The sequence below is a fragment of the Halomonas sp. AOP12-B1-6 genome (assembly GCF_052379225.1).
Classification (GTDB): Bacteria; Pseudomonadota; Gammaproteobacteria; order Pseudomonadales; family Halomonadaceae; genus Vreelandella; species Vreelandella casei.
Genome location: NZ_JBQSYK010000003.1, coordinates 137,007 through 159,657, shown reverse-complemented (window position 1 = coordinate 159,657; position 22,651 = coordinate 137,007). Strand labels below are relative to the sequence as shown.

Below are 22,651 nucleotides of genomic sequence, written 5' to 3'. Positions count from 1 at the left end.
GTCTCATCGGGGCCAGATGCCTAGCCTTGAGCGGTCCAGGACTGGCACCATCCGGCAGGTTCAACGCTATTCTCTGGAAAGAGCTGGCAGCCTTCATTATTAGCGCTATAGAACATGCAGTTGTCGCAGAGTTCACCCTCTTCAAAAGCCGGGTGATCACTCGCATCACTGGCAACTTCTACATAATTAAGTGCCTGCGCGTTAGGCGCTGAAGGATCAAGACGCGGAAGGCCTTGAGCAAAAGCGGTTTTAGACAGAATGCCCACACCTAGTGGAAGGGCGGCAAGCCCCAGCAGACTGTTGCGCATGAAGTCACGACGATTCTGGTTAGCCATGATTTCTCCTTATCGTCACGGTTTGACGTTTGACCACGATTGTCGGGTGGTTATCCACCTCTTGGGTCTTTTCGTTCTGTTAATTTACTTAAAACGCATCATTCAGAGCCTTCAAGTGGCTCTCAGTCAGCTTGCGGGTCATTATCGGCTAGATGCTAGCGGATGACAAAGTCTGTGCTAATAAGTCTGTGCAAATAGGTCTGTGCAAATAGGTCTGTGCAAATAGGTCTGTGCAAATAGGTCTGTGCAAATAAGGTCGTGCGCATAGAGATGAGATGGGCTAGCAATAAGCCACGCCGGCGGCAGGTGCTACGCCAGCCTTCATGTCACTGGTATACTCTGCTCGACGCCGACATTCCATTGTGAGTCGTGATTTTTTCTGTTGAGAGGGCGCACCATGCAAAACGCAGTCATTTTAATCAATACCGATAAAGGGCAAGTTAAAGCTGTCGCTGAGCGGCTGGCCGATGTTGAGGGTATTAGTGAGGTGTATTCCACCTGTGGCCGTTACGACTTGGTAGCGATTGCTCGTACCCGTGATTTTGAAAGTTTAGCCGAGCTTGTTACCGAGCGCTTAAACGCCGTTGAAGGTATCAGTGATACAGAAACACTCAACGCCATGCAGGTGCATTCGCGCCACGATCTAGAAACCATGTTTTCCCTAGGCTGGTAGGTTCTCGAAATTCACCCTTAAAATTTGCATAAAACGATAGGCGCTTTTAGGCGCTGGCTAGGGAGTAAGTCTGTTGGGAAAATCGTTTTCGCGCTGGCGTAGTAACGGTCGACGCCTGGGCATCGTTGTGCTGTTTATTGTTGCGGGTACAGGGCTGTGGGAGTTTCAGGAACGCCAACATAAAGATGCCTATACCTGGATGGGCGTGCCGACATGGGAGGCGTTTAGCCCTACAACGATGCATCGAGTGCTGCGTAACGACGGCTATTTAGTGGGCTGGTCTGATGTGCGGGTTAATCCGCTGTGGGTGAGCTATCAGGTTGAAGCGGTTGGCGACGAGACGCGAATCGGTTCGCGACCTAATTTTCAGGCGGATTGGCGCACGCTCTGGCCGATCGGCACAGGCGACTATGCGGGCAGTGGCTATGACCGAGGGCATATGGCGCCTAACTATGCCATTGCTGCTGTGCATGGCCGCAGCGCTCAGGTCGATACCTTCTTAATGAGTAACATGACGCCTCAACGGCCACAGCTTAATCGTCAGCTATGGCAGCGTTTAGAAGAAGCGGTCATGGATCATTTTGCCCCGCGTTTTGATCATTTGCAGGTTATTACGGGGCCTGTTTTTCCCGCAAATTTTATGGATAACGTGTTTAATCGTGTGGGCTTTGTAGAAGTACCAGAGGCGTTCTACAAAATTATCGTCGCGCCGCATAGTGATGCGCCATTAGCGCTGGCATTTATCATGCCGCAAGATGTCCGAGGTAATGAACCGCTTGATGATTACTTGGTGACAATTGATGAAATTGAAGCGCTTACTGGCCTTAACTTCTTTCCAGACTTGAGCGCTGACGTAGAAGCTGTTTTGGAGGGAGAGCTGCGTACGCAAGGGTGGGCGCTTGAAGAAGTATCGCGTCGGCCTGGGCGTTTTCAGTAAGTTTTAAAAAAGGGAATCTATATAGGAGGGGATGATGCGTAGTTAGGGGGGGGATGCGTACGAGACCATGTTGTCATGGTGCCCAGGAGAGGACTTGAACCTCCACGTCCATACGGACACTAGCACCTGAAGCTAGCGCGTCTACCAATTCCGCCACCTGGGCGCATCATTTACAGCTTAGATTAACGAACTACTGTTTGTGTTCGTATGGTGCCCAGGAGAGGACTTGAACCTCCACGTCCATACAGACACTAGCACCTGAAGCTAGCGCGTCTACCAATTCCGCCACCTGGGCGAACACAAAACATTTACAACAGCAATACTGCCTAGTGACGAGTACCGACTTGCTTAACACCGCACTATTTATACCAATGAATGGGTATAGAAACAGTATGGTGCCCAGAAGAGGACTTGAACCTCCACGTCCATACGGACACTAGCACCTGAAGCTAGCGCGTCTACCAATTCCGCCATCTGGGCAAGTGGCGCGTATAATACCGGGGTGATGGTTAAATGCAAGGCCTCGCAGGCGCTTTTTATAAAGCAAATTGTATAAACAACGCCTAAGACGGTTGGGTGATTGAACGCGCGGCGCTATACTGCGGCTATGACTAAACAAAACCCTATTCATTTTAGCCTCTCAAGCGCTGAAATAGCCCGCCCGCAACGCATAGCGTCTGCGCTTTTTTTACGCCTCTCGCAAATGACGTCATTAAGGATGTTGATCGCATGAAGTATTGGACGTTAAGTGATGATCCGCACGCCGAGCGCGAGGCGCACAAATACGGCAACCCAGCACCAAGCCGGGAATATCTTCTAGCCGCATTAGAAAGCTACGGCAAGCCGATTAGCCACGAAAATATGAGCCGCATGCTGGGTCTTGAAGACGAAGATCTTATCGAAGCCGTCAGGCGCCGTTTGGCCGCCATGGAGCGCGATGGCCAGGTGCTGCGCGATCGTCGAGGCGCCTACGCGCTGATTGATAAGCTCGACTTAGTTAAAGGCAAAGTGCTGGGCCATCGCGATGGCTTTGGCTTTCTGCTGCGCGATGACGGCAAAAAGCCTGATTTGGTGCTGCCGCCGCGTCAAATGCGGCGTGTTTTTCACGGCGATCACGTGCTGGCTCGCATTAGTGGTCGCGACCGTCGTGGTCGCGATGAAGCGACCATCGCCGACGTTATCGCCCGCAACACGCAAACGATTGTAGGCGTTTATCGCAGTAATACACCTGAATTTGGCATCCTGATTCCGGAAAATCCGCGCATCACGCAGGAAGTAATTATTCCTCATAGCGCCTGCGGTGGGGCACAGGATGGACAGGTGATCTCTGCCAAAATCGTTCAGCAGCCCGCTACCCGCGTACAGCCGGTAGGTGAGGTGGTTGAAGTGCTGGGTGAACGCATGGACCCGGGCATGGAAATTGATATAGCGATTCGCAGCTATGACATTCCTGCTGAGTTTTCCCCTGAGGTCATGGATCAAATTGGCGGCATTTCAGCCGAAGTGCTGGAAGACGATAAGCAGCACCGCGTTGATTTGCGTGATGTGCCGCTGGTCACCATTGATGATGAGTCTGCCAAAGACTTCGATGATGCCGTGTGCGCGTGGAAAACAAAATCGGGTGGCTGGAAACTGTTGGTGGCGATCGCCGATGTTTCCCATTATGTACGTCCTGGTACGGCGCTGGATGATGAAGGCCGCACGCGGGGTACCTCGGTCTACTTCCCTGGTCAAGTCGTTCCTATGCTGCCGGAGTTGCTTTCAAACGGCCTTTGTTCACTGAATCCGAATGTGGATCGTTTAGTGCTGGTCTGTGAGATGAATATCTCTCAGACGGGGGCGATTAGTCGTTATCGCTTTTATGAGGCGGTAATGAACTCTCATGCGCGCCTTACTTATAACAAAGTGGCGGCGATTCTTGATGAGAAAAGCGAAGAGGGCGAAGCGCTTCGCTCAGAGTACAGCGAATTAGTGAAGCCGCTGAAAAGCCTAGAAGAGCTTTACTACTTGCTGCGTGAAGCGCGTGCAGAGCGCGGCGCTATCGACTTTGATACCACCGAAACGGCGATCATTTTTAACGATGAGCGGAAGATCGAAAAAATCGTTCCGCGTAGCCGTAATAATGCCCATAAGCTGATTGAAGAATGCATGTTGGCAGCCAACGTTGCGACCGCGCGCTTCTTAGATAAGCATGATTTGCCGGCGCTTTACCGCATCCACGAGCGTCCTACACCTGAACGCCTTGATAAGCTGCGCCTGTTCCTGAACGAACTCGGCCTGTCTGTTGGCGGCGGTGATATGCCGACGCCACAAGACTATCAGGCGCTGCGTGAAGTTATTGCCGATCGTCCCGATTTCGATATCATCCAGACCGTTATGCTGCGCTCGATGAATCAAGCGGTTTATTCTCCGCAAAATGAAGGCCATTTTGGCTTGGCTTATCAAGCCTATGCGCACTTCACCTCGCCCATTCGCCGTTATCCTGACCTGTTGGTGCATCGCGCTATACGGTCGGTTATCCGCGGGCCGCGCCAGACCAACACAGTGTTACGCGTTGAGGGTGCGCCGGTTGAGCCGCCGAGCAAATGGTGCCCTTATACGTTTGAACAGATGCTTGAGCTGGGCGAGCACTGCTCGATGACTGAGCGCCGTGCCGATGAGGCCACGCGTGATGTCGAGAGCTGGCTGAAGTGTGAGTTTATGTCCGACAAGCTTGGTGAGATGTTTGAGGGCACCATTGCATCGGTTACTCAGTTTGGTCTGTTTGTACGCTTAGATGCCTTTTACGTAGAAGGGTTGGTTCACGTAACCTCGCTGCCTTCCGACTACTATCATTACGAAGCTGAAAAGCACCGCCTCAAGGGCGAGCGGACGGGCACTACTTACCGGTTAGGCGATGGCCTTACTGTCCAAGTGGCCCGCGTCGATATGGACGATCGTAAAATCGACTTTGGCCTCGGTGATGAGAAGCCTCGGCCGCGCCGTCAGCCCCGTAAGAGTCGCGGTGCAGAAGAAGGCGCTGGCTCTACAGCGGGAGGAGCGAAGGCTGCTGGTGCCAAAGCCTCTAACGGCGATCGGCCTGCTGTGCGTCGCGGCCCTCGGCGCACGCGCACTGGTCCGCGCAAGCCATCACCGAATAAGGGTTGAGCATGAAACCGGCATCGTCTCGACGGGGGCCTAAGACTCCCGATGGGTTAGATCAAGTGTATGGCGTGCACGCTCTGCAAAGCCTTCTGGATCGAGGTGAATCACCGCGTGAACTTTGGGTGCAGCAGGGCGCAGGTAGCCGCTTAAAAGAAGTCGTTGCTCAAGCTCAGGCGCGCGGTGCTCGCGTGAAGGAGCAGCCGCGAGATATGCTGGATCAGTTGACCCAGGGCGCAGCTCATCAGGGCGTCGTCGCTTTTTGCCCACCGCTGACGCCTGAGGGCGAAGAGTCGCTATGGTTAAAGCTGCGTGCCTGGCCGTCATCAACGCCGCCGCTTTTGCTGATTTTAGACGGTGTAACCGACGTGCATAATTTTGGCGCCTGCCTACGCAGTGCCGATGCCGCCGGTGCTCACGGCGTGATTGTCGCGAAAGATAAAGCGGCGCCGCTGAATGCCACCGTGCGTAAAGTGGCCTGCGGCGCTGCCGAAGTTGTTCCGGTGTACCAAGTCACCAATTTGGCGCGTACCCTCGCCAAGCTCAAAGATGCGGGCGTTTGGATAACCGGTACGGCGGGTGAGGCGGAGTCCAGCTTATTTGCAATCGATATGACTGGCCCGACCGCTCTGGTGATGGGCGCTGAAGGCAAGGGCATGCGTCGGTTAACCCGTGAAGCATGTGACAACCTCGCTAAGCTGCCGATGGCGGGTGAGGTGTCTAGCCTGAATGTGTCGGTCGCGGCCGGAATTTGTCTGTTTGAAGCTGTTCGTCAGCGGCAGCTTGCAAGTTAACCCCCGCGCCACTAAGATACACGCGCCCGTTTGTATGCAAGCGGGCGTTAGCTGTGAACAGTGGTAATTGAAATAAACGATCTGTTTGATGCTTCAGTGATTGCTTATGCGGCCACTGAACACTTCAGTTAACTCCTTGCTTCCCAGTCGTCGTTATCTGCTTTAGCAGTGGCACACTAAGGAAGCTGTCAAACCGCAAGGAGATTCCATGCGTCATTACGAAATCGTGTTTATGGTCCACCCGGATCAAAGCGAGCAGGTGCCGGCTATGGTCGAGCGCTACACCAGCATCGTTACTGAAAATAGCGGCACTGTGCACCGTCTAGAAGATTGGGGCCGTCGTCACTTGGCTTACCCGATCAACAAGATCCACAAAGCCCACTACGTGCTGATGAACGTCGAATGTGCTGGCGAGACTCTCGAAGAAATCGAGAATATCTTCCGCTTCAACGACGCCATCATCCGCAGCCTGGTTGTACGCTGCAAGGAAGCTGTTACTGAAGCTTCCCCGATGATGAAACCGGCAGAAGAAAAACGTCCGCGTCGCGAAGAAAAACCGCGCGCTGAAGAAGAAGAAACTGCCTGATTTTTTTCACTGCACGTTTTAAGGAGCTAGTCCATGGCACGTTTTTTCCGTCGCCGTAAGTTTTGCCGTTTTACTGCTGAAGGCATCAAACAGATCGATTATAAAGATCTGGACACGCTGAAGGCTTACGTCACCGAAACCGGCAAGATCGTTCCAAGCCGTATTACCGGTACCAAAGCACGCTATCAGCGTCAGCTGGCGACCGCTATCAAGCGCTCGCGCTATCTGGCACTGCTGCCCTACTCCGATAGCCACCAGTAAGCGTTTAACGTGATGCTGGCACTAGCCCGATGGCTGATGCGGGGCACGCCCTACGCTGCAGGCGTGGCGGCCCTGGCAACGCTAGTGCCTTGGCTGTTCTGGTTAGGAGCAGCCATTGCCGCGCTGATGACCTTACGTAAAGGCTTTGCGCCTGCACTACCGGTGATCATCGCAGCAGCGCTACCGGCTGGCTGGTGGTGGGCCCAGGGAGATGTGATTCCGCTTGCTAGCATATTGTTGGTAACGCTGATGGCCGTCATCCTGCGCGAAAGGATGCGTTGGGGAGAAACATTGATTGTGGGGACATTGGTCGCTGTGGTCATGGTTCAACTTGGCATTTTTTCACCGCCAGGTGGTACAGAGCTAATGCTTGAGCAATTGCGAGAAGGTTCGCAAGAAGTGGATCGCATGCTCACGGAATTTGCCAACCAAGGCTACGATACTCAAACCATTGCCGCGCTGGTAGTGGGGGGAGTTACCGGGCTCGTGGTGCTGTTGGCAGCAATAGTGTGTTTAGCGCTTGCACGAAGCTGGCAAGCTGGGTTGTACAACCCAGGCGGCTTTCGCGAAGAGTTTCACGCACTGCGCTTGAGCCCTAAAGAATTGGCCATTTTGGCCGTGATTGGGGTGGCAGGCTCGCTGTTAGGTGTCCACGCGCTGGCCATGCTTGGCTGGATTCCGCTATTGGTAGCTGGCGTTGCGTTAGTGCACGGGTTTATTGGATTAAAGGGGATGAACGGGCTGTGGCTAGTCGCATTTTATGTGCTGCTAATCACGACCTGGCCCACGATTCTCATTGTGCTGCTGTTGGGGCTGATTGATACATTCGCGAACGTTCGCGCACGCCTTGCCCGCAGCAACTGACAAGAGGTTTACGAGATGGAAGTCATTCTGCTCGACAACATTGGTAAGCTGGGCGGCCTGGGTGACAAGGTCACTGTTAAGCCTGGTTATGGTCGTAACTATTTGGTGCCTTACGGTTTAGCCGTACCGGCCACCAAAGACAATATCGAAGCGTTTGAAGTGCAGCGCGCTGAGCTCGAAGCACAAGCCGCTGAGCGTAAAGCTGAAGCTGAAGCGCGTGCTGAGCAGTTGAACGACATCGAACTGTCTTTGGTTTCCAAAGCAGGCGACGAAGGCAAACTGTTTGGTTCGATTGGTCCACGTGACCTGGCCGACGCGATTTCCTCTGCTGGCATCGATGTTGCCAAGAGCGAAGTACGTATGCCGAATGGCCCGATTCGCCAAACTGGCGAATACGACATCGCGCTACACTTGCACGCTGAAGTGGATGCCGTTGTACGCGTGGTTGTCGTCGCAGAGTAATTCTTTGCGCTGACACGTACGCCTCAAAAGGCGCGGGTTTTCCCGCGCCTTTTGTTATTTCTGGACGTTGCCTAAATTATCCAGTTCATTAGCGCCGGGTACTTTAAGGCAACATCTTGATGATGTGGGTCGTCGCGCGGTATGGGCTCGGCTAAGATAAGCATCTTTACTGGGTACGTTGTCGTATTTAAAGGAGCTTGCCATGCAGGACACGCCTTCTGCTGATAAAGAAACGGCCGCGCTAAAACTGCCGCCGCATTCGCTTGAGGCAGAGCAGTCGGTATTAGGCGGGCTCATGCTGGATAATCAGGCGTGGGATAACGTCTCTGAGCGTCTGGTGGCCGATGATTTTTATCGCTATGAACACCGATTGGTGTTCAATGTGATGATTCATTTAGCCGAATCCGCACAGCCGTTGGACGTGGTGACGATCTCTGAGGCCCTGGAAGCACGCGATCACTTGGATACCGTGGGTGGCCTGGCATTTCTGGCCGAGCTTGCGCGTAACACGCCGTCTGCCAGCAACATTCGTGCCTATGCCGATATTGTGCGTGAACGTGCCACGCTGCGTAAGCTGATCCGCGCGGCTAATCAAATTGCTGACAGCGCCTTTACGCCTCAAGGGCGTCCGGCGGATGAGCTGCTCAATGAAGCTGAGCGGTTAGTGTTCCAAATTGCTGAGGAACGCCCTAAAACGGGCGGCCCTATTGGCATGAGTGAGCTGTTAACCAAAGCCGTCGACCGTATTGATGAGTTGTTTAACCTGAAAGGTGAGATGACCGGTCTTTCGACGGGTTTTCGTGACCTGGATGATATGACCACGGGTCTGCAGCCGTCGGATATGGTGGTTATTGCCGGCCGGCCATCAATGGGTAAAACCACGTTTGCCATGAACCTGGTCGAGCATGCGGTCATCGCCAGCGACAAGCCGGTGATGGTGTTCTCGATGGAGATGCCCGCGGAATCGTTGATGCTGAGGATGCTGTCTTCGCTTGGTCGGATTGACCAAACTCGTGTTCGTACCGGTCAATTAGAAGACGAAGACTGGCCACGCTTAACCTCTGCGGTGAATCTGCTCAAAGATAAGCAGCTGTTTATCGATGATACGGCCGCATTGTCGCCCAATGAAATGCGTTCCAGGATGCGTCGAGTAGTTCGTGAGCATGGCAACATTGCGCTGGTCATGATCGATTATCTTCAGCTAATGCAGATCCCTGGCTTCAGTGAAAACCGCACCGGTGAGATTTCTGAAATTTCGCGTTCTTTGAAAGGCTTAGCGAAAGAATTTAATTGCCCGGTCGTCGCGCTTTCACAGCTGAACCGCTCGTTGGAGCAGCGTCCTAACAAGCGTCCTATTATGTCGGATCTGCGTGAGTCGGGCGCTATCGAGCAGGATGCTGATGTTATCGCTTTTGTTTATCGCGATGAAGTTTATAACCCTGACAATCCCGACAACCAGGGGATTGCCGAGTTAATTATTGGTAAGCAGCGTAACGGACCTATCGGTACGGTACATATGGCGTTTATTGGTAAATATACGCGCTTTGAAGATTTAGCCCCGGATAGCTACGGCGATTCGTTTGGCGATTAACTTGATGTGCAATGCAAAAATGGGAGTAGCAAATGGCAGGTGGATTTCGGCGCGGTAATCGGCAGCGTCTTCCTAAGCTTGAAGGTCGCGGTGAGCTACAGTCACTAGAGCGGGAAGGGCCTTTCAAAGAGTGGCTGGGTATGCCGGACCTTTATCGTTACCACCTGGTAGTGGAGGGCGAGAGATACAGCTATCAAACCGAAGACGGAGAGGTTCCCGTCACCGTGGGAGATAAAGTAGTTTTCCGCTATAAAGAAACGAAAGGCGGCAATTGGATTGATCGCAATTCACTGGGTAAAGCGATCGACCCCTCTGAATATCAGTAATTAATCGCATTTGTTGACGCTTTGGTCTGGAACTCTCTTGCACTAGCGTCGTCTTAGTTGTTGAATGTCATAAAACTGAAAGCTGTCATGAAACTGAAAGCTGTCATGACAATGTAATAATAGGGCAACTGAAATGTCATAGGGCACAGCCATGCTGTGCCCTATTTAGTATGTATCAATAACAGGAGTGAACCATGGAGTTGAAAGATCTTAAACAGTTTGTCGCCAGCCACGACAACTTCGAAATACGCGTGATTATCCATTCGGGTAGTCGTTTTTATCAAATTGAGTTAGAGGATGTTGAAGGCGAGCGCCATATGTTAATGCAGCGCAATAAGCCGATGCTGTTCCGTTCGTTAGATGATGTTTATATGGAGCTTAAGCGTGCCGAGATTCATCGTGCTTATTTAGTCCAGCACGTGCCTCACGATGAAGTCATTGGTCGCGACACGCACTACAGTGAGCCACTTACTTCGCGTATGCCGCTCGTCTTTTAACGCGTTTACGCCACCTTGCTAAGCTTTAGATTGACGTTTTTCCCACCACTGCCCGATTCGTATTCGGCGACGGGCAAAAAACCGGTAACCCGCGTTCATTAGGCCGCGTATCCCCGGCAAGCACGATATCCACACTAGCCGCCGGTAGCCCAATACTGCATACAGGGCACGGCTGGCATCCATTCCGATATACCACTTTCCCTGACTATCGTGTAAATGCAGCTGCCCCATCATGGCGGTGAATTCGCATCCGTGCGTTTGCGCGTTAAAATACTCATCCTGAATATCCACTAATGCGATGTGGTCTATGTGGTGATGTTTGGCTAGCCAGGCAATTTCTTGGCGGCAGAAGGGGCAGTGCCCATCGTGAAATAGAGTGACCGGAGGGCGGGCCTTTAATGGCGTAAAACGGTTCATAATGATTCGCCTATCGGTAGCTATTTTCAAAATAGTTATACAAGCAGTAATTGTAGTATAACTTTATGCCGACAGTATGCCGATAAGTGATAGAATTTGCGTGAGCCGCTTGGCAATTAAGTCGCCATATTTTGTGTCTTTTTATTTTTTTAATGACCTTTTTTCAATTGTTTAGGTATTTTCGGGAGTAAATGTAATGACCGAAAGCGTCGTCAAGGATCAGCCTGGGGCAGGGCGTTTAGCGCACGCGTCCAGTGATCACCCGCCGGTGCCGCGTGCCAAAGTGGGTGTTGTGCTCGCAAATCTAGGTACGCCGGATGCCACTGACTATTGGTCCGTGCGTCGTTACTTAAATGAGTTTCTCTCTGATCCGCGCGTGGTCGACTATGCCCGCTGGAAATGGCAGCCGCTGCTGCAACTGCTTGTGTTGACTAAACGCCCATTCTCGTCGGGTAAAGCGTATCGCAGTATCTGGAATAACGACAAAAATGAAAGTCCGCTACTGACCATAACTCGCGCGCAGACCGAGAAAATGACAGCGCGCTTAAAGGCGCTTTATGGTGATGATGTTGAAGTTGATTTCTGTATGCGTTATGGAAATCCTTCAACCCAAAGTGTGCTGACGCGCTTAAAAGAGAAGGGCTGCGAAAAAATCGTATTTTTCCCGCTTTATCCTCAATACGGCTCACCAACGACAGCATCGGCTAACGACCAAGCGTTTCGTACGCTGATGAAGATGAAGTGGCAGCCTTATATCCGTACGGTGCCCGCGTATTTTGACCATCCTACCTATCTTCGGGCTCTGGCTAACTCTGTGCAAGAGGCGTACGCCGAGTTGCCGACGCGTCCAACCAAGCTGGTGGCTAGCTATCACGGAGTTCCTGAACGCTACCTGAAGCAAGGGGATCCTTATCACTGCCAGTGTCAGAAAACAACGCGGCTGCTGCGCGAAACACTCGGCTTTAGCAAAGAAGAAGTGGATACCGCCTTTCAATCGAAGTTTGGCCCCGAGAAGTGGCTGGGGCCGGCTACCGTTAAGCACGTGGCTGAGTTGGCTCAACAGGGGCACAAGCACATCGCGATTATCTCACCCGCTTTCTCATCAGACTGCATTGAGACCCTTGAAGAGATAGAAGAAGAGATTCGCGATAGCTTTATGAAGGCAGGTGGTGAAACGTTTAGCTACATACCGTGCTTGAATGATCGCGACGATCATATAGAGGCACTGCTTGCCGTGATTAATAACGAATTAGCCGGATGGTTGCCTGCCCACTGATTTTTTCTAAAGCGCAATAATAGCCGTAGCGGGGGTTACTTCGCTGCGGCTATTTGCATTTAAGCGTTTGACTGGTCAGGCAAAACTGTCTGTTATAAGCTGTCTCACTTTGAAATCACTATTATTCAACGCTGGCGTTCCAGTCCAAAGGCATGGTGCCCATAGCCCTCGCGCCCGATCTAACGGTGGGGCGTTTCGTTATTTAGGAGATAATGCTAGATGCAACTTGCCATATTAATGGGTTTTTTGCTGGCTGCATCGTCGCCGTTGCTGCATCGATGGTTCGGCCAGCGCGCAAGCCTTGTGCTGGCAGTATTCCCAGCAGGGCTGGCGGCGTGGTTAGCCCTTCAGGCTCCCTATGTGATTGGCAATGGCAGCTTGCTACTCGAGTGGCAGTGGGTGCCGTCATTGGGTATCAGCCTTACGTTTTTGTTAGATGGCCTGTCGCTACTCTTCGGGCTGTTGATTACCGTCATTGGTGCTTTCGTTTTAATTTATGCCGGCGGCTATTTGAAAGATCATCCTGATCTCGCGCGGTTTCATATCGCGTTAATAGCCTTCATGGTTTCCATGCTAGGGCTGGTATTGGCCGACGGCTTATTAACGCTGTTCATCTTTTGGGAGTTAACCAGTATTACCTCGTATTTGCTGATTGGTTTTAATCATGCGGATATTGAGGCACGCAAGTCAGCGCGTCAGGGATTATTTGTGACCGTCGCCGGCGGCTTGGCGTTAATGGCTGGCCTGATACTGCTGGGCATTGCTAGCGACAGCTGGTCGCTGTCAGAGATTCTTGGTAGCGATACAGATTTACGTGAGCATGCGCTTTATACCCCCATGCTGATCTGCTTGCTGCTTGGCGCGTTCACTAAGTCAGCTCAGTTTCCGTTTCATTTTTGGTTGCCTAACGCGATGGCTGCGCCAACGCCGGTTTCGGCTTACTTGCACTCAGCCACCATGGTGAAAGCGGGTATTTATCTGCTCGCGCGGCTATATCCAGAGCTGGGCGGCACGGCGTTGTGGGTAGGGATTCTTTCCGTAGTCGGCGCGACCACGATGTTGACCGGTTCGTTCTTAGCTATTCAGCATACGAATATTAAAAAACTATTAGCCTACTCAACGATTATGGCGCTGGGCACACTGACAATGCTGTTAGGTATTGGCGGTGACTATGCGATGACCGCTTTCGTTACTTTCCTTTTGGCGCACTCTTTGTATAAAGGGGCGCTATTTATGGTCGCCGGTATTTTGGATCACGAAACCGGTACCAAGGATGTGACGCACATGGGGGGGCTACGTTCAGTGATGCCGGTAACGGCAACGATTGCGCTGATTGCTGCGCTCTCGTTAGCTGGGGTACCGCCGTTAATAGGCTTTATCGGCAAGGAGCTGAAGTTTGAGTCGGCACTCGGCGCCGACAGCTTCAACATGCTGCTGGTGATATTTGCCTTTATTGCCGCGATATTAACGATCGCGGTAGCCTTTATTATTGCGTTACGTCCTTTTTACGGCAAACGTCATCAAACACCGCTAGATCCTCATGAGGCGCCGCTCAGCATGCTAGCGGGGCCGGCGCTTTTAGCAACAGGGTCACTTTTGCTTGGTTTATGGCCTGCGACGTTAGGCGCCGATGCACTGCTGAGCGCTGCCGCGAGCTCCATTTCTGGGCAACCGAGCGACGTTTCTTTGTCGCTTTGGTATGGCGTGAACGTGGCATTAATAATGTCGATTGTCAGCCTTGGCTTAGGCTTTTTGCTGTTTAAACGCTGGGACAGCGTACGTGCCAAGTTATCCATACTGGCGCCGGTTATGCGCCATGGCCCTGAGGCCGGCTATGAGAGCGCGATGAATGGCATCGTACATTTCTCCGAGTGGCAAACGCGCATACTGCAAAACGGCTATATGCGTAATTACATTCTTATTATGCTGATTACGCTGATCGTTTTGATTAGTAACTCCATATTGCTGCGCCATTCGCCTGAGCTTGCCTTTGACCTAGACGTGCGCTTTCACGAGGCCGTTGTCGCAGGCTGTATGGTAATGGGAGCGTTGTTCGCGACCATTTCTCGATCCCGGCTTGGGGCGGTGGTGTCGGTAGGCGTGATGGGCTTCTCTATCGCGTTAATCTTTATTCTTTTCAGTGCGCCTGATCTCGCCATTACCCAGCTGCTGGTGGAAACCTTGACGGTGATTTTGCTGGTACTGGTATTGTTCCGGCTGCCGCGCTTTTCGAGTCTTTCTACCAGCCTTGAGCGTATCCGTGATGGCGCTGTCGCCGCCATGATGGGTATTTTGATTTGCCTGCTGATTATGACTTCGTGGAGTATTCAGCAGTTTGAACCTATCTCGACATACATGATTGAGAACAGCGCCCCTTTGGCCTTTGGCCGCAATATCGTCAATGTCATTTTGGTCGATTACCGGGCGCTAGATACGCTAGGTGAGATGTTTGTCTTGGCGCTCGCAGCCGTTGGCGTTATTGCCATGCTGAAGCTGCGTCATAGCGAAGGTAATGAGAATAAACCGAGTGAAAACAGCAAAGTAGCGGCTAAGGAGCCTAACAATGGTTAAGTCAGGCACCATTATCCTCAATACGGCAGCGCGTTTTTTAATGCCGCTGCAGCTGATGTTTTCCGTTTTCTTGTTGCTTAGAGGACACGATGAGCCGGGCGGCGGTTTTATCGCAGGCCTGGTGGCGGCGGGGGCATTTACGCTTTACCTGTTTGCCTTTGGCGTTAGCGCGACCAAGCAAGTGCTGCGTATGGTTGACCCCAAAGACCTTATTGGCATTGGTTTATTGCTGGGAATGATTTCCGTCGTGCCTGCCTGGTTTATGGGGCAACCGTTTTTAACCGCCCAGTGGTGGACTATTCCAATCATCGACTTTAAAGCCTCCACGCCGCTGATTTTTGATATCGGTGTGTATTTCGCGGTGCTGGGCTCAGTCACCGGTATGGTGATGACGCTGATGGAGGTCGACAAGGATGAACCTTGAGTTAACAGGAGGCTCAGCATGGAACCACTAATGGCGGTAGCCATAGGGCTGCTTTACGCAACGGCTATTTTCATGATGCTGCGTCGCTCTATCGTGAAGCTGGTGATTGGTTTAATGCTGCTTTCAAACGCGGCCAATTTGCTGATCTTTACAACGGCGGGATTGACGCGGGGCGCGCCGCCACTGATTCCTGAAGGCATAATGCAGCCGGTAGGCGCCGTCGCTGATCCCTTACCCCAAGCGGTAGTGCTGACAGCTATCGTAATTGCCTTTGGCGTGCTTGCCTTTGCGGTGGTGTTGATTCGACGTGCCTATGAAGTGGTTAAGGCTGATGATCTCGATAAGATGAAGGATACCGATACGTGAGGCCTGAAGTTGCTCTTCCCGTCCTCTTGCCGCTGCTTTCAGGGGCAATCTCTTTGTTGTTTTGGCGTTCCCGCCCCATGCAGCGCTTTTTGGCAGTGGCCGGTAATGCGGCGCTGCTGATTGTTAGTCTGTGGCTGTTCGTATCAACGCTCTCAGACGGCTACGTCACGATGCAGATGGGCAGCTGGCCCGCGCCGTTTGGCATCACGCTCATCGCCGATATGCTGAGTGCCGTCATGGTGCTGATGACCGCCGTCATTGGTTTGGCAATGGGGATCTATTCGCTGGCCACGACCGGCCGGGGGCATGAAAAATTTGGCTACTACCCTTTAATGCACCTGCTCTTAGCCGGCGTTATGGGGGCATTTTTAACCGGTGATATCTTTAACCTTTATGTGTGGTTTGAGGTAATGCTGGTGGCGTCGTTTGCGCTGCTGATTCTAGGCGGTGAGCGTGCGCAGATGGAGGGGGCGATTAAATATGTCACCTTGAATCTGCTGGCATCGGTCATTTTTTTGACCGCCGTTGGGCTTCTCTACGGGATGGTGGGGACGCTTAATATGGCCGATATTGCGCTGCGTATGGGGGAGGCTGAGCACACGGGCATGGTTGAAGTGTTGGCCGTTATGTTTATGGTGGCCTTCGGCATTAAGGCAGCCGCCTTTCCATTGTTCTTTTGGCTACCTGCTTCTTATCACACGCCGCCTGTCGCCGTTTCAGCTCTGTTTGCCGGGCTGCTCACCAAGGTCGGCGTTTATGCGCTGTTCCGCGTTTTTACGCTGATGTTTGACCAGACCATGGGCTATTTGCAGGACATTATGCTCTGGGGGGCGGTCTTTACGATGGTGACTGGCGTGCTGGGCGCGGCGGCCCAATATGAGTTTAGGCGTATTCTATCGTTTCATATTGTCAGCCAGATTGGCTATATGATCTTAGGGTTAGCGCTTTATACGCCCTTGGCGATAGCCGGTGGCGTGTTTGCCATCGTGCATAATATGGTGGTGAAAACTAACCTCTTCTTGATTAGCGGGATCACCCATCGTCTGCAGGGTACGTATCAACTCAAAAAGATGGGAGGCTTGTATCGGGAGCGCCCCTGGCTAGCCGTTGCCTTCTTTATTTCGGCTTTCTCTCTAGCGGGCATCCCGCCGCTGTCTGGTTTCTTTGCTAAATTTGTCATTGTGCGCGCAGGCCTCGAAGCTGAAGCCTATGTCGTAACTGGGATCGCGCTGGCGGTAGGTTTAATGACGCTCTACTCCATGGTGAAAATTTGGAATGAGGTGTTCTGGAAGTCGCTGCCGGAAGATAATCACGTGCCTGAAACTGTTACTCCGACAGGAGATGATGGTCGATTGTTAAAGCCAAGCCTGTGGATGATGTATTTACCGGTGATGGTGCTGGCGATGTCTTCTCTGTTGATCGGGGTATTTGCTGAGCCGATTATGTGGGTGATGACGGGCATTGGTGATCAGTTGCTTGAACCATCGGGGTATATCGAAGCCGTTCTGGGCGCTTCGGCCAGTGTAGAAGACACGTTGCTGAATTCATCAGCAGCGGACGCTGAAGAAGCGGCAACAGGAGAGGATGCGCCATGACAGGAGCTATTTGGAACTTACTATTAGGTCTGGCATGGGTCTTGTTGAGCGGTGACTTCACCGGTTTGAATCTTCTTATCGGCTTGATATTTGGCTATATCACGCTTGTTTTGATTGAGCCTCAGCTTGACTCATTGAAAGGTTACCCGGCGCGGGTGCCGCGGCTTGTGGGCTTTATCGGTTTTTTCCTGAAAGAACTGATTCAAGCCAACCTGCGCGTGGCTTTTGATATTTTGACGCCGCCTTGGCATATGAAACCTGGCGTTATTGCGCTGCCACTTTCGGCTCGTACGGAAATGGAAATCACCATGGTGGCTAACTTGATTTCGCTGACACCCGGCACACTTAGCTTAGATGTGTCTGATGATCGTAAGGTGCTGTATATCCATGCGATGTTTTTAGACGATGAAGAAGAGCTGCGGCGTAATTTAAAAGAGATGGAGCACCGGGCCCTGGAGCTATTTCGCTGATGGATACCGTTATTTTAATTAGCCAAGTGATTATGAGCATAGCGCTCATACTCACCTTCGTGCGTGTTGTACGCGGCCCCAGTTTGCCCGATCGCGTTGTAGCGTTAGAGCTTTTTTCGACCACCTTGGTAGGGTTGGTGGGGGTTTATGCGATCAAAACAGAGGTTGCTAGTTTCCTCGACGCCGCAATTGTGGTCGCACTTATGGGCTTTTTGGCGGCTATTGGCTTTGCGCGTTTTTTAGAACGAGGAGGCCCGCGCGATGATTGATTTTATAAAAGGCACGCTGATTCTTGGCGGTGCGCTGTTTATGCTGCTTGCCTCTGTAGGTTTGCTGCGTTTACCCGACCTGCTAACACGTATGCATGCGACCACCAAAGCCGCCGCACTAGGCGTGATTTTAATAATGCTGGCGGCGGCAATGCACTTTGCTGAAGTGGGAATCGTCGCGCGCTCTTTTGCCATCATATTATTTATTTTAATGACAGCACCGGTGGCCGCCCATGTGATTGGTCGTGCCGGTTATTTCGTTGGGTCCAAGCTTTGGAGCGGCACAATAAAGGATGAATTACGGCCTAACTATGATCCTTTGACCCACGAATTAAAAAGTGGCTTGGAGACCCAAGAAAATGCCAAACGCCAGCCACGAGATACCGACCCAGACTAGAGCGATCGTTTGCCGTTTTTATCCTGCCGCTAAGTCACCTACGGGTGGCTTTTTTGCGTTTGATGTTCCGCAGTGCTGACGTTTATCATCTCCTATTGATAATAATTAATGTACAACAGTTATACCGTGTAGGATCATGTGTTCATGATTAGTCATGTGCTTATTAAGAAGTGCGCCTGTGAGTATGCAACGCAAACAACACCTGCCCCAGAAAACGTGTGCTTTATGCCAGCGCCCCTTTGTTCGGCGAAAGAAATGGACACGTTGTTGGGATGAGGTGCGCTATTGCAGCGAGCGGTGTCGACGTACTGCAAAACAGCAATGCGCTGCTGGGAGGCAAGGGCATGAACCCCACCGTTGATATTGTCTGGCTGCAAGACGACCTGCGCGTGGCCGACAACCCTCTGTTGCACTTTAATGCTCCCCCCAGTCATTTACTGTGCCTTTATGTGTTGGACCAGCGGTGGTGTGCTCCTCTCATAAAAGACGATTCTGTGCCGCGGATAGGCCCAGCGCGTTTACGCTTCCTATGGCAATGCTTAATGGCGTTGCGCGGCGAGCTTTTAAAGCGCGGCAGTGATTTGCTTGTCCGCATCGGTAATCCAAGCGATGTGGTGATTGAGCTGGCCTGGTCGCTTAGTGCGCGCCATGTCCGCGTTTCTGACCACCCAGGGGTTGAAGAAATACAGCAGATTAAAGCGGTGGCCAGTGGGCTTTCCGACCAAACAACGCTGAGCTGTATTGAGAGCGGGCAGCTGATTAATCGGCAGGCGCTGCCTTTCGACGCGGATAGGCTACCGCAAAGTTTTTCGGCCTTTAGGCGCTGCGTAGAAAAAAACTGCTCACTTTCCGCGAGCCGACCTGCACCGGTAACACTGCCGCCTTGGCCTGAGGCGCCGCGTGGCTTTCCGCCGTTAAAGGCTGTCTCTGAGCATAGCGCTGTGTGGCAGCCGGATACACGTCAAGGCTATACCTACGTGGGAGGGGAGTCGGCGGCGCATGCGCGTCTTCATGACTATCTGTGGCATCAAAAGGGCGCAGAAGTCTATAAGCAAACCCGCAACGGTCTTTTAGGCGCGAATTTTTCAACACGCATTTCGCCGTGGCTTGCGCGCGGCTGTGTCACGGCATGCCAAGTTAATGATGCAGTGAAAGCGTGGGAAGCCGAACACGGCAGCAATGAATCGAGCTACTGGATCACGTTTGAACTGCTTTGGCGTGAGTATTTTATACGTGTCGCCCAGGCTGAAGGTGTGCAAATGTTTGGTAAGGTTCTAGCGGCCAAGCCGAGTGCGGCGTTTGATGCTTGGCGTAATGCTGTGACTGGCGTGCCGTTTGTGGATGCGGCCATGCTGGAACTTCATCGCACTGGCTGGATATCCAATCGCGCTAGGCAAAATGTCGCCAGCTTCTTGGTCAACGACCTGCAGGTAGACTGGCGTTTAGGCGCTTTATGGTTCGAGCATTGCTTGATTGATTATGACGTTGCCAGCAATTGGGGAAACTGGCGTTATATCGCCGGCGTGGGAAGAGGCGCGTGTCATCGTCGCTACTTTGATGTGCAGCAGCAGGTCAATCATTATGACCCGCATGGGCGCTATGTCGCCCACTGGATGACATCGCTTGAAAGATAATTGCGCCCTCTAATCAGCCTCAGCGTCTAGTATCTACTACTTTTCTAGGCCATCATTCTAGACATGCCAAGGACTGCCTAAGGATATAAACGATGTCTATTAATTTGCCTGCAGGGCGGCGTTACCGCCCCTTACTGTGTGCTTCGCTGGCGATAGCGTTGAGCACCCCCTTCGTTGGAGGCGCAGCACTCGCAAATCAGCAGCTGATGACTGAAGTCGATGCGCGTGCTGCTACACAGGTTAACTACGCTAATTTTCAGCAATGGTTGGATGAGTTTCGTCGCTATGCCGCCGGCGAAGGCATTAGCGAAGCGACATTGAGCGAAGCATTCGATGGCATACGTCACCTTGATCGCGTCATTGAGCTCGATGGCTACCAACCCGAATTTGTCAGGCCTATTTGGGAATACCTTGATACCGCGGTTTCATCTACGCGTGTTAATACCGGGCGAGAAAAGTTAGCGGCCCACCGCGATACCGCGCTGGAAATGCAGCAGCGCTTTGGCGTACCTGCCGAAATTATTGTCGCTATTTGGGGAATCGAGAGTAACTACGGAAGCAATTTCGGTGATTTCTCAACGTTAGAGTCTCTTGCTACGCTCGCTTTCGATGGCCGCCGCCGTGATTTTGCTAGAGGTGAATTGCTCGCTGCGCTGCGTATCATTGACGAGGGTGATATAGCCGCAGATCAAATGAAGGGATCATGGGCCGGCGCGATGGGCCATACCCAATTTATTCCCAGCAGCTTTGAAGCTTATGCCGTCGATGGCGATGGTGATGGTCGGCGTGATATCTGGGGAAGTATTCCCGATGTAATGGCATCGACAGCAAATTACTTAGCGCGAGCTGGCTGGCAAACGGGTCAGCCTTGGGGCGTGGAGATACGCCTACCCGAAGGATTTGATTATACTCAGACCGACCGACGCAGTAGTGCCGAGTGGCGTGATCAAGGCGTTCGAGCGCAGCAGGGCGAGCTGCCAAATTTCGATAGCGCGTCTGTAGTGGTACCTGCCGGTGCTCAAGGCCCCGCTTTTCTAGTAGGGGCTAATTTTCGCGCCATTTTACGTTATAACAATGCCACCAGTTATGCTCTCGCCGTGGCCACACTGGGTGATGCTATTGCCGGGCGAGAGGGCACCCAGCATGAATGGCCGCGAGGGGAAACGCCGCTGACCCGCGATGATGTGAAGGAACTCCAGCGCGAGTTAAACCGTACCGGCTACTCAGCGGGAGGCGCTGACGGTGTCATGGGTCCCAATACGCGGCAAGGATTACGGAACTTCCAGCGTGATCAAGGGTTAATACCAGACGGCTTTGCAACTCAGACCCTCTTAGAGCAATTGCGAAGCCGTGCTGAGTAGGCAACGTTTTATTGAAGGTTTTAACTTACCAAGGATGATGCTATGCGAGTGCTAGGAAAAACGTTATTAGGCAGTGCTGTTATTGGTGCCTTGCTATCTACTTCCACCGCGATGGCAGACGACGATCAAGTGTTTGGCTGGGTAGAAAATGCGACGCTTCAGCCCTGGGATATTACGGTTAAGGCAAAGCTCGACAGCGGTGCATTAACATCATCGCTTGACGCTCGTGACATTGAGTTGTTCGAGCAAGAGGATGAGGAGTGGGTGCGTTTTCGTCTCAAGCTGGAAGATCAGGACAGTGGTGAAGTATTCAGTGATGAAATTGAGCGCCCGCTGTATCGTGAACAAACCGTGCGCGGCGCGGGTGGCAGCGATGACCGCCCCGTTATTCTGATGGAAGTGTGCATGGGCGATACCATCTACGAAGAGCAGTTCAGTTTACGCGACCGTGAAGAGATGATTTATCCGATGCTGCTTGGCCGCAGCACGATCAGCCACCTTGGGTTGCTTGATGTGCGTAATAGCTTCTTGCAAGAACCTGGGTGCGATGAGAATTCCCAGGTCGTGCCTCACGACCCGGAAGATGATCAGTCTTAACGTATAAACGCTTAGAATAGCCGTGACAGCAGTGCCGTCACGGCTGTTTCTACGCGTAAAATTCGCGGTCCAAGGTGCATTCCCTCACAGCCTGCCGCTAGCAGTTGCTCTACTTCCCAAGCAATAAAACCGCCTTCTGGGCCTACCAGTAAGAGTGTTGGGTATTTAACATCTCTCGGGCAAGCGTGTGGCATACCAGGGTGTGCCAGCAGTCCTCGGTATTGCTTGAGTAGGCAGGGAAGCTGTTCTTCTAAGAAAGGCCTAAACCCCTTGCTAAGCGTAACGTTAGGTAGCTGCGTGTCACGGGCTTGCTCTAAACCTAGTACTAGATGCTGGTGTATTTTTTCCGCGCGTAACTCGGGAGACTGCCAGTAGCTTTTTTCTACCCGCTTGGTATGCAGCAGGGTGATGTCTTTCACACCTAGCGCAGTCACGTGCTCCAGAGTGCGTGCTAGCATACGTGGCCTTGGCAGTGCTAATGCCAAATGCACCGGTAGTGGCGCTGGCGGTGGCTCATCCATCGTTTCCAGCGTGAAATAAGCACGTTCAGCGGTGAGTTCAGTGAGCCGCGCTTTACCCATCGCTCCCCCTTGGATTCCGACGGTAAGCAGGTCTCCTGGCGTGGAGCGATGAACGTTATGCAGATGGCCCAGTCTACGCGGGTCGCTGATGCAGGCGCGGTTATCGCCGGTAAGGTCATCGGGGCTGAGTAAAATCAAATTCATAATGAGAGTCTATTGGTCACAGAATAGGCGTGTTGCGTCTACCAAATCGATCAAAGCCGCTTGCATGGGCGCGTGGTGCAGG

At 52.4% G+C, this 22,651-nt stretch carries 26 protein-coding genes and 3 tRNA genes; 23 read left to right on the top strand and 6 right to left on the bottom strand.

Features of this window, described 5'->3' with window-relative positions; all coding sequences use genetic code 11:
- Positions 1–20: 20 nt before the first annotated feature.
- Positions 21–335, bottom strand: coding sequence for a high-potential iron-sulfur protein (locus ACT3TR_RS09850; protein ID WP_441684752.1), 315 nt, complete (start codon positions 333–335; stop codon positions 21–23).
- Between the two features lie 397 nt (positions 336–732).
- Between ACT3TR_RS09850 and ACT3TR_RS09845 the strand changes: the two genes are divergently transcribed.
- Complete coding sequence (locus ACT3TR_RS09845) at positions 733–1,008, top strand: Lrp/AsnC family transcriptional regulator (RefSeq protein ID WP_008958975.1); 276 nt, start codon at positions 733–735, stop codon at positions 1,006–1,008.
- A gap of 73 nt (positions 1,009–1,081) precedes the next feature.
- On the top strand, positions 1,082–1,945 hold the full coding sequence (locus ACT3TR_RS09840) for a DNA/RNA non-specific endonuclease (RefSeq protein WP_096278953.1): 864 nt from the start codon (positions 1,082–1,084) through the stop codon (positions 1,943–1,945).
- Positions 1,946–2,021: 76 nt separating this feature from the next.
- Here ACT3TR_RS09840 and ACT3TR_RS09835 read toward each other — a convergent pair.
- The 3 genes from ACT3TR_RS09835 to ACT3TR_RS09825 form a co-directional block, all read right to left on the bottom strand.
- Positions 2,022–2,108 (bottom strand) — tRNA-Leu (locus tag ACT3TR_RS09835).
- 45 nt (positions 2,109–2,153) lie between these two features.
- Positions 2,154–2,240 (bottom strand) — tRNA-Leu (locus ACT3TR_RS09830).
- Positions 2,241–2,338: 98 nt separating this feature from the next.
- Positions 2,339–2,425, bottom strand: a tRNA-Leu gene (locus ACT3TR_RS09825).
- 249 nt (positions 2,426–2,674) lie between these two features.
- Between ACT3TR_RS09825 and rnr the strand changes: the two genes are divergently transcribed.
- From rnr to ACT3TR_RS09780, 9 genes are all read left to right on the top strand, one after another.
- Entirely contained in the window at positions 2,675–5,092 is a 2,418-nt protein-coding gene (rnr, locus tag ACT3TR_RS09820) for a ribonuclease R (protein ID WP_444625333.1), read from the top strand.
- A 2-nt stretch (positions 5,093–5,094) separates the two neighbouring features.
- Positions 5,095–5,880, top strand: a complete 786-nt coding sequence (gene rlmB, locus ACT3TR_RS09815) for a 23S rRNA (guanosine(2251)-2'-O)-methyltransferase RlmB (RefSeq protein ID WP_444625334.1) — start codon at positions 5,095–5,097, stop codon at positions 5,878–5,880.
- 208 nt (positions 5,881–6,088) lie between these two features.
- Positions 6,089–6,466: a 30S ribosomal protein S6 gene (gene rpsF / locus ACT3TR_RS09810; RefSeq protein WP_096278960.1), complete on the top strand. Its 378-nt coding sequence runs from the start codon at positions 6,089–6,091 to the stop codon at positions 6,464–6,466.
- Positions 6,467–6,499: 33 nt separating this feature from the next.
- Entirely contained in the window at positions 6,500–6,727 is a 228-nt protein-coding gene (gene rpsR, locus ACT3TR_RS09805) for a 30S ribosomal protein S18 (protein WP_007113337.1), read from the top strand.
- Between the two features lie 12 nt (positions 6,728–6,739).
- Complete coding sequence (locus tag ACT3TR_RS09800) at positions 6,740–7,591, top strand: hypothetical protein (RefSeq protein WP_096278962.1); 852 nt, start codon at positions 6,740–6,742, stop codon at positions 7,589–7,591.
- A gap of 15 nt (positions 7,592–7,606) precedes the next feature.
- Positions 7,607–8,053: a 50S ribosomal protein L9 gene (gene rplI, locus ACT3TR_RS09795; protein ID WP_096278964.1), complete on the top strand. Its 447-nt coding sequence runs from the start codon at positions 7,607–7,609 to the stop codon at positions 8,051–8,053.
- Between the two features lie 202 nt (positions 8,054–8,255).
- Positions 8,256–9,644 (top strand): replicative DNA helicase, encoded by a 1,389-nt coding sequence (gene dnaB / locus ACT3TR_RS09790; RefSeq protein WP_096278966.1) that lies wholly within the window; start codon positions 8,256–8,258, stop codon positions 9,642–9,644.
- 32 nt (positions 9,645–9,676) lie between these two features.
- On the top strand, positions 9,677–9,970 hold the full coding sequence (locus tag ACT3TR_RS09785; RefSeq protein WP_444625335.1) for a hypothetical protein: 294 nt from the start codon (positions 9,677–9,679) through the stop codon (positions 9,968–9,970).
- A 194-nt stretch (positions 9,971–10,164) separates the two neighbouring features.
- The gene (locus tag ACT3TR_RS09780; RefSeq protein WP_096278970.1) at positions 10,165–10,467 is read left to right on the top strand and encodes a DUF6482 family protein; all 303 of its coding nucleotides are present in this window, start codon (positions 10,165–10,167) and stop codon (positions 10,465–10,467) included.
- Positions 10,468–10,485: 18 nt separating this feature from the next.
- Here the strand turns inward: ACT3TR_RS09780 and ACT3TR_RS09775 are convergent, their stop codons facing one another.
- Positions 10,486–10,884, bottom strand: coding sequence for a thiol-disulfide oxidoreductase DCC family protein (locus ACT3TR_RS09775; protein ID WP_441684755.1), 399 nt, complete (start codon positions 10,882–10,884; stop codon positions 10,486–10,488).
- 196 nt (positions 10,885–11,080) lie between these two features.
- On the opposite strand from ACT3TR_RS09775, the gene hemH reads away from it, so the two are divergent.
- The 12 genes from hemH (at position 11,081) to rloA3 (ending at position 21,844) form a co-directional block, all read left to right on the top strand.
- Positions 11,081–12,160 (top strand): ferrochelatase, encoded by a 1,080-nt coding sequence (hemH, locus tag ACT3TR_RS09770; RefSeq protein WP_444625336.1) that lies wholly within the window; start codon positions 11,081–11,083, stop codon positions 12,158–12,160.
- 219 nt (positions 12,161–12,379) lie between these two features.
- A complete protein-coding gene (locus ACT3TR_RS09765; RefSeq protein ID WP_444625337.1) occupies positions 12,380–14,731 on the top strand; it encodes a putative monovalent cation/H+ antiporter subunit A in 2,352 nt (783 codons plus the stop codon).
- Complete coding sequence (locus ACT3TR_RS09760) at positions 14,724–15,155, top strand: Na+/H+ antiporter subunit B (RefSeq protein ID WP_441684761.1); 432 nt, start codon at positions 14,724–14,726, stop codon at positions 15,153–15,155. Before ACT3TR_RS09765 ends, ACT3TR_RS09760 begins: the two co-directional genes overlap by 8 nt.
- 18 nt (positions 15,156–15,173) lie before the next feature.
- The gene (locus ACT3TR_RS09755; protein ID WP_444625338.1) at positions 15,174–15,521 is read left to right on the top strand and encodes a Na+/H+ antiporter subunit C; all 348 of its coding nucleotides are present in this window, start codon (positions 15,174–15,176) and stop codon (positions 15,519–15,521) included.
- Positions 15,518–17,116: a Na+/H+ antiporter subunit D gene (locus ACT3TR_RS09750; protein ID WP_444625339.1), complete on the top strand. Its 1,599-nt coding sequence runs from the start codon at positions 15,518–15,520 to the stop codon at positions 17,114–17,116. The genes ACT3TR_RS09755 and ACT3TR_RS09750 overlap by 4 nt, the downstream gene beginning before the upstream one ends.
- On the top strand, positions 17,113–17,586 hold the full coding sequence (locus ACT3TR_RS09745; protein ID WP_096278984.1) for a Na+/H+ antiporter subunit E: 474 nt from the start codon (positions 17,113–17,115) through the stop codon (positions 17,584–17,586). Before ACT3TR_RS09750 ends, ACT3TR_RS09745 begins: the two co-directional genes overlap by 4 nt.
- Positions 17,586–17,855, top strand: a complete 270-nt coding sequence (locus ACT3TR_RS09740) for a monovalent cation/H+ antiporter complex subunit F (protein WP_096278986.1) — start codon at positions 17,586–17,588, stop codon at positions 17,853–17,855. The genes ACT3TR_RS09745 and ACT3TR_RS09740 overlap by 1 nt, the downstream gene beginning before the upstream one ends.
- A complete protein-coding gene (mnhG, locus tag ACT3TR_RS09735; RefSeq protein WP_096278988.1) occupies positions 17,848–18,252 on the top strand; it encodes a monovalent cation/H(+) antiporter subunit G in 405 nt (134 codons plus the stop codon). The genes ACT3TR_RS09740 and mnhG overlap by 8 nt, the downstream gene beginning before the upstream one ends.
- A gap of 154 nt (positions 18,253–18,406) precedes the next feature.
- Entirely contained in the window at positions 18,407–18,613 is a 207-nt protein-coding gene (locus ACT3TR_RS09730) for a DUF2256 domain-containing protein (protein ID WP_444647231.1), read from the top strand.
- Positions 18,597–19,886, top strand: a complete 1,290-nt coding sequence (locus ACT3TR_RS09725) for a DASH family cryptochrome (RefSeq protein WP_444625341.1) — start codon at positions 18,597–18,599, stop codon at positions 19,884–19,886. The genes ACT3TR_RS09730 and ACT3TR_RS09725 overlap by 17 nt, the downstream gene beginning before the upstream one ends.
- Before the next feature lie 92 nt (positions 19,887–19,978).
- Positions 19,979–21,247, top strand: coding sequence for a lytic murein transglycosylase (locus tag ACT3TR_RS09720; RefSeq protein ID WP_441684768.1), 1,269 nt, complete (start codon positions 19,979–19,981; stop codon positions 21,245–21,247).
- Positions 21,248–21,289: 42 nt separating this feature from the next.
- Positions 21,290–21,844, top strand: coding sequence for a retropepsin-like aspartic peptidase RloA3 (gene rloA3, locus ACT3TR_RS09715; RefSeq protein WP_192536250.1), 555 nt, complete (start codon positions 21,290–21,292; stop codon positions 21,842–21,844).
- A gap of 11 nt (positions 21,845–21,855) precedes the next feature.
- On the opposite strand, the gene ACT3TR_RS09710 is transcribed toward rloA3, so the two are convergent.
- The gene (locus ACT3TR_RS09710) at positions 21,856–22,569 is read right to left on the bottom strand and encodes a 16S rRNA (uracil(1498)-N(3))-methyltransferase (protein WP_444625342.1); all 714 of its coding nucleotides are present in this window, start codon (positions 22,567–22,569) and stop codon (positions 21,856–21,858) included.
- Positions 22,570–22,651 lie beyond the last annotated feature (82 nt).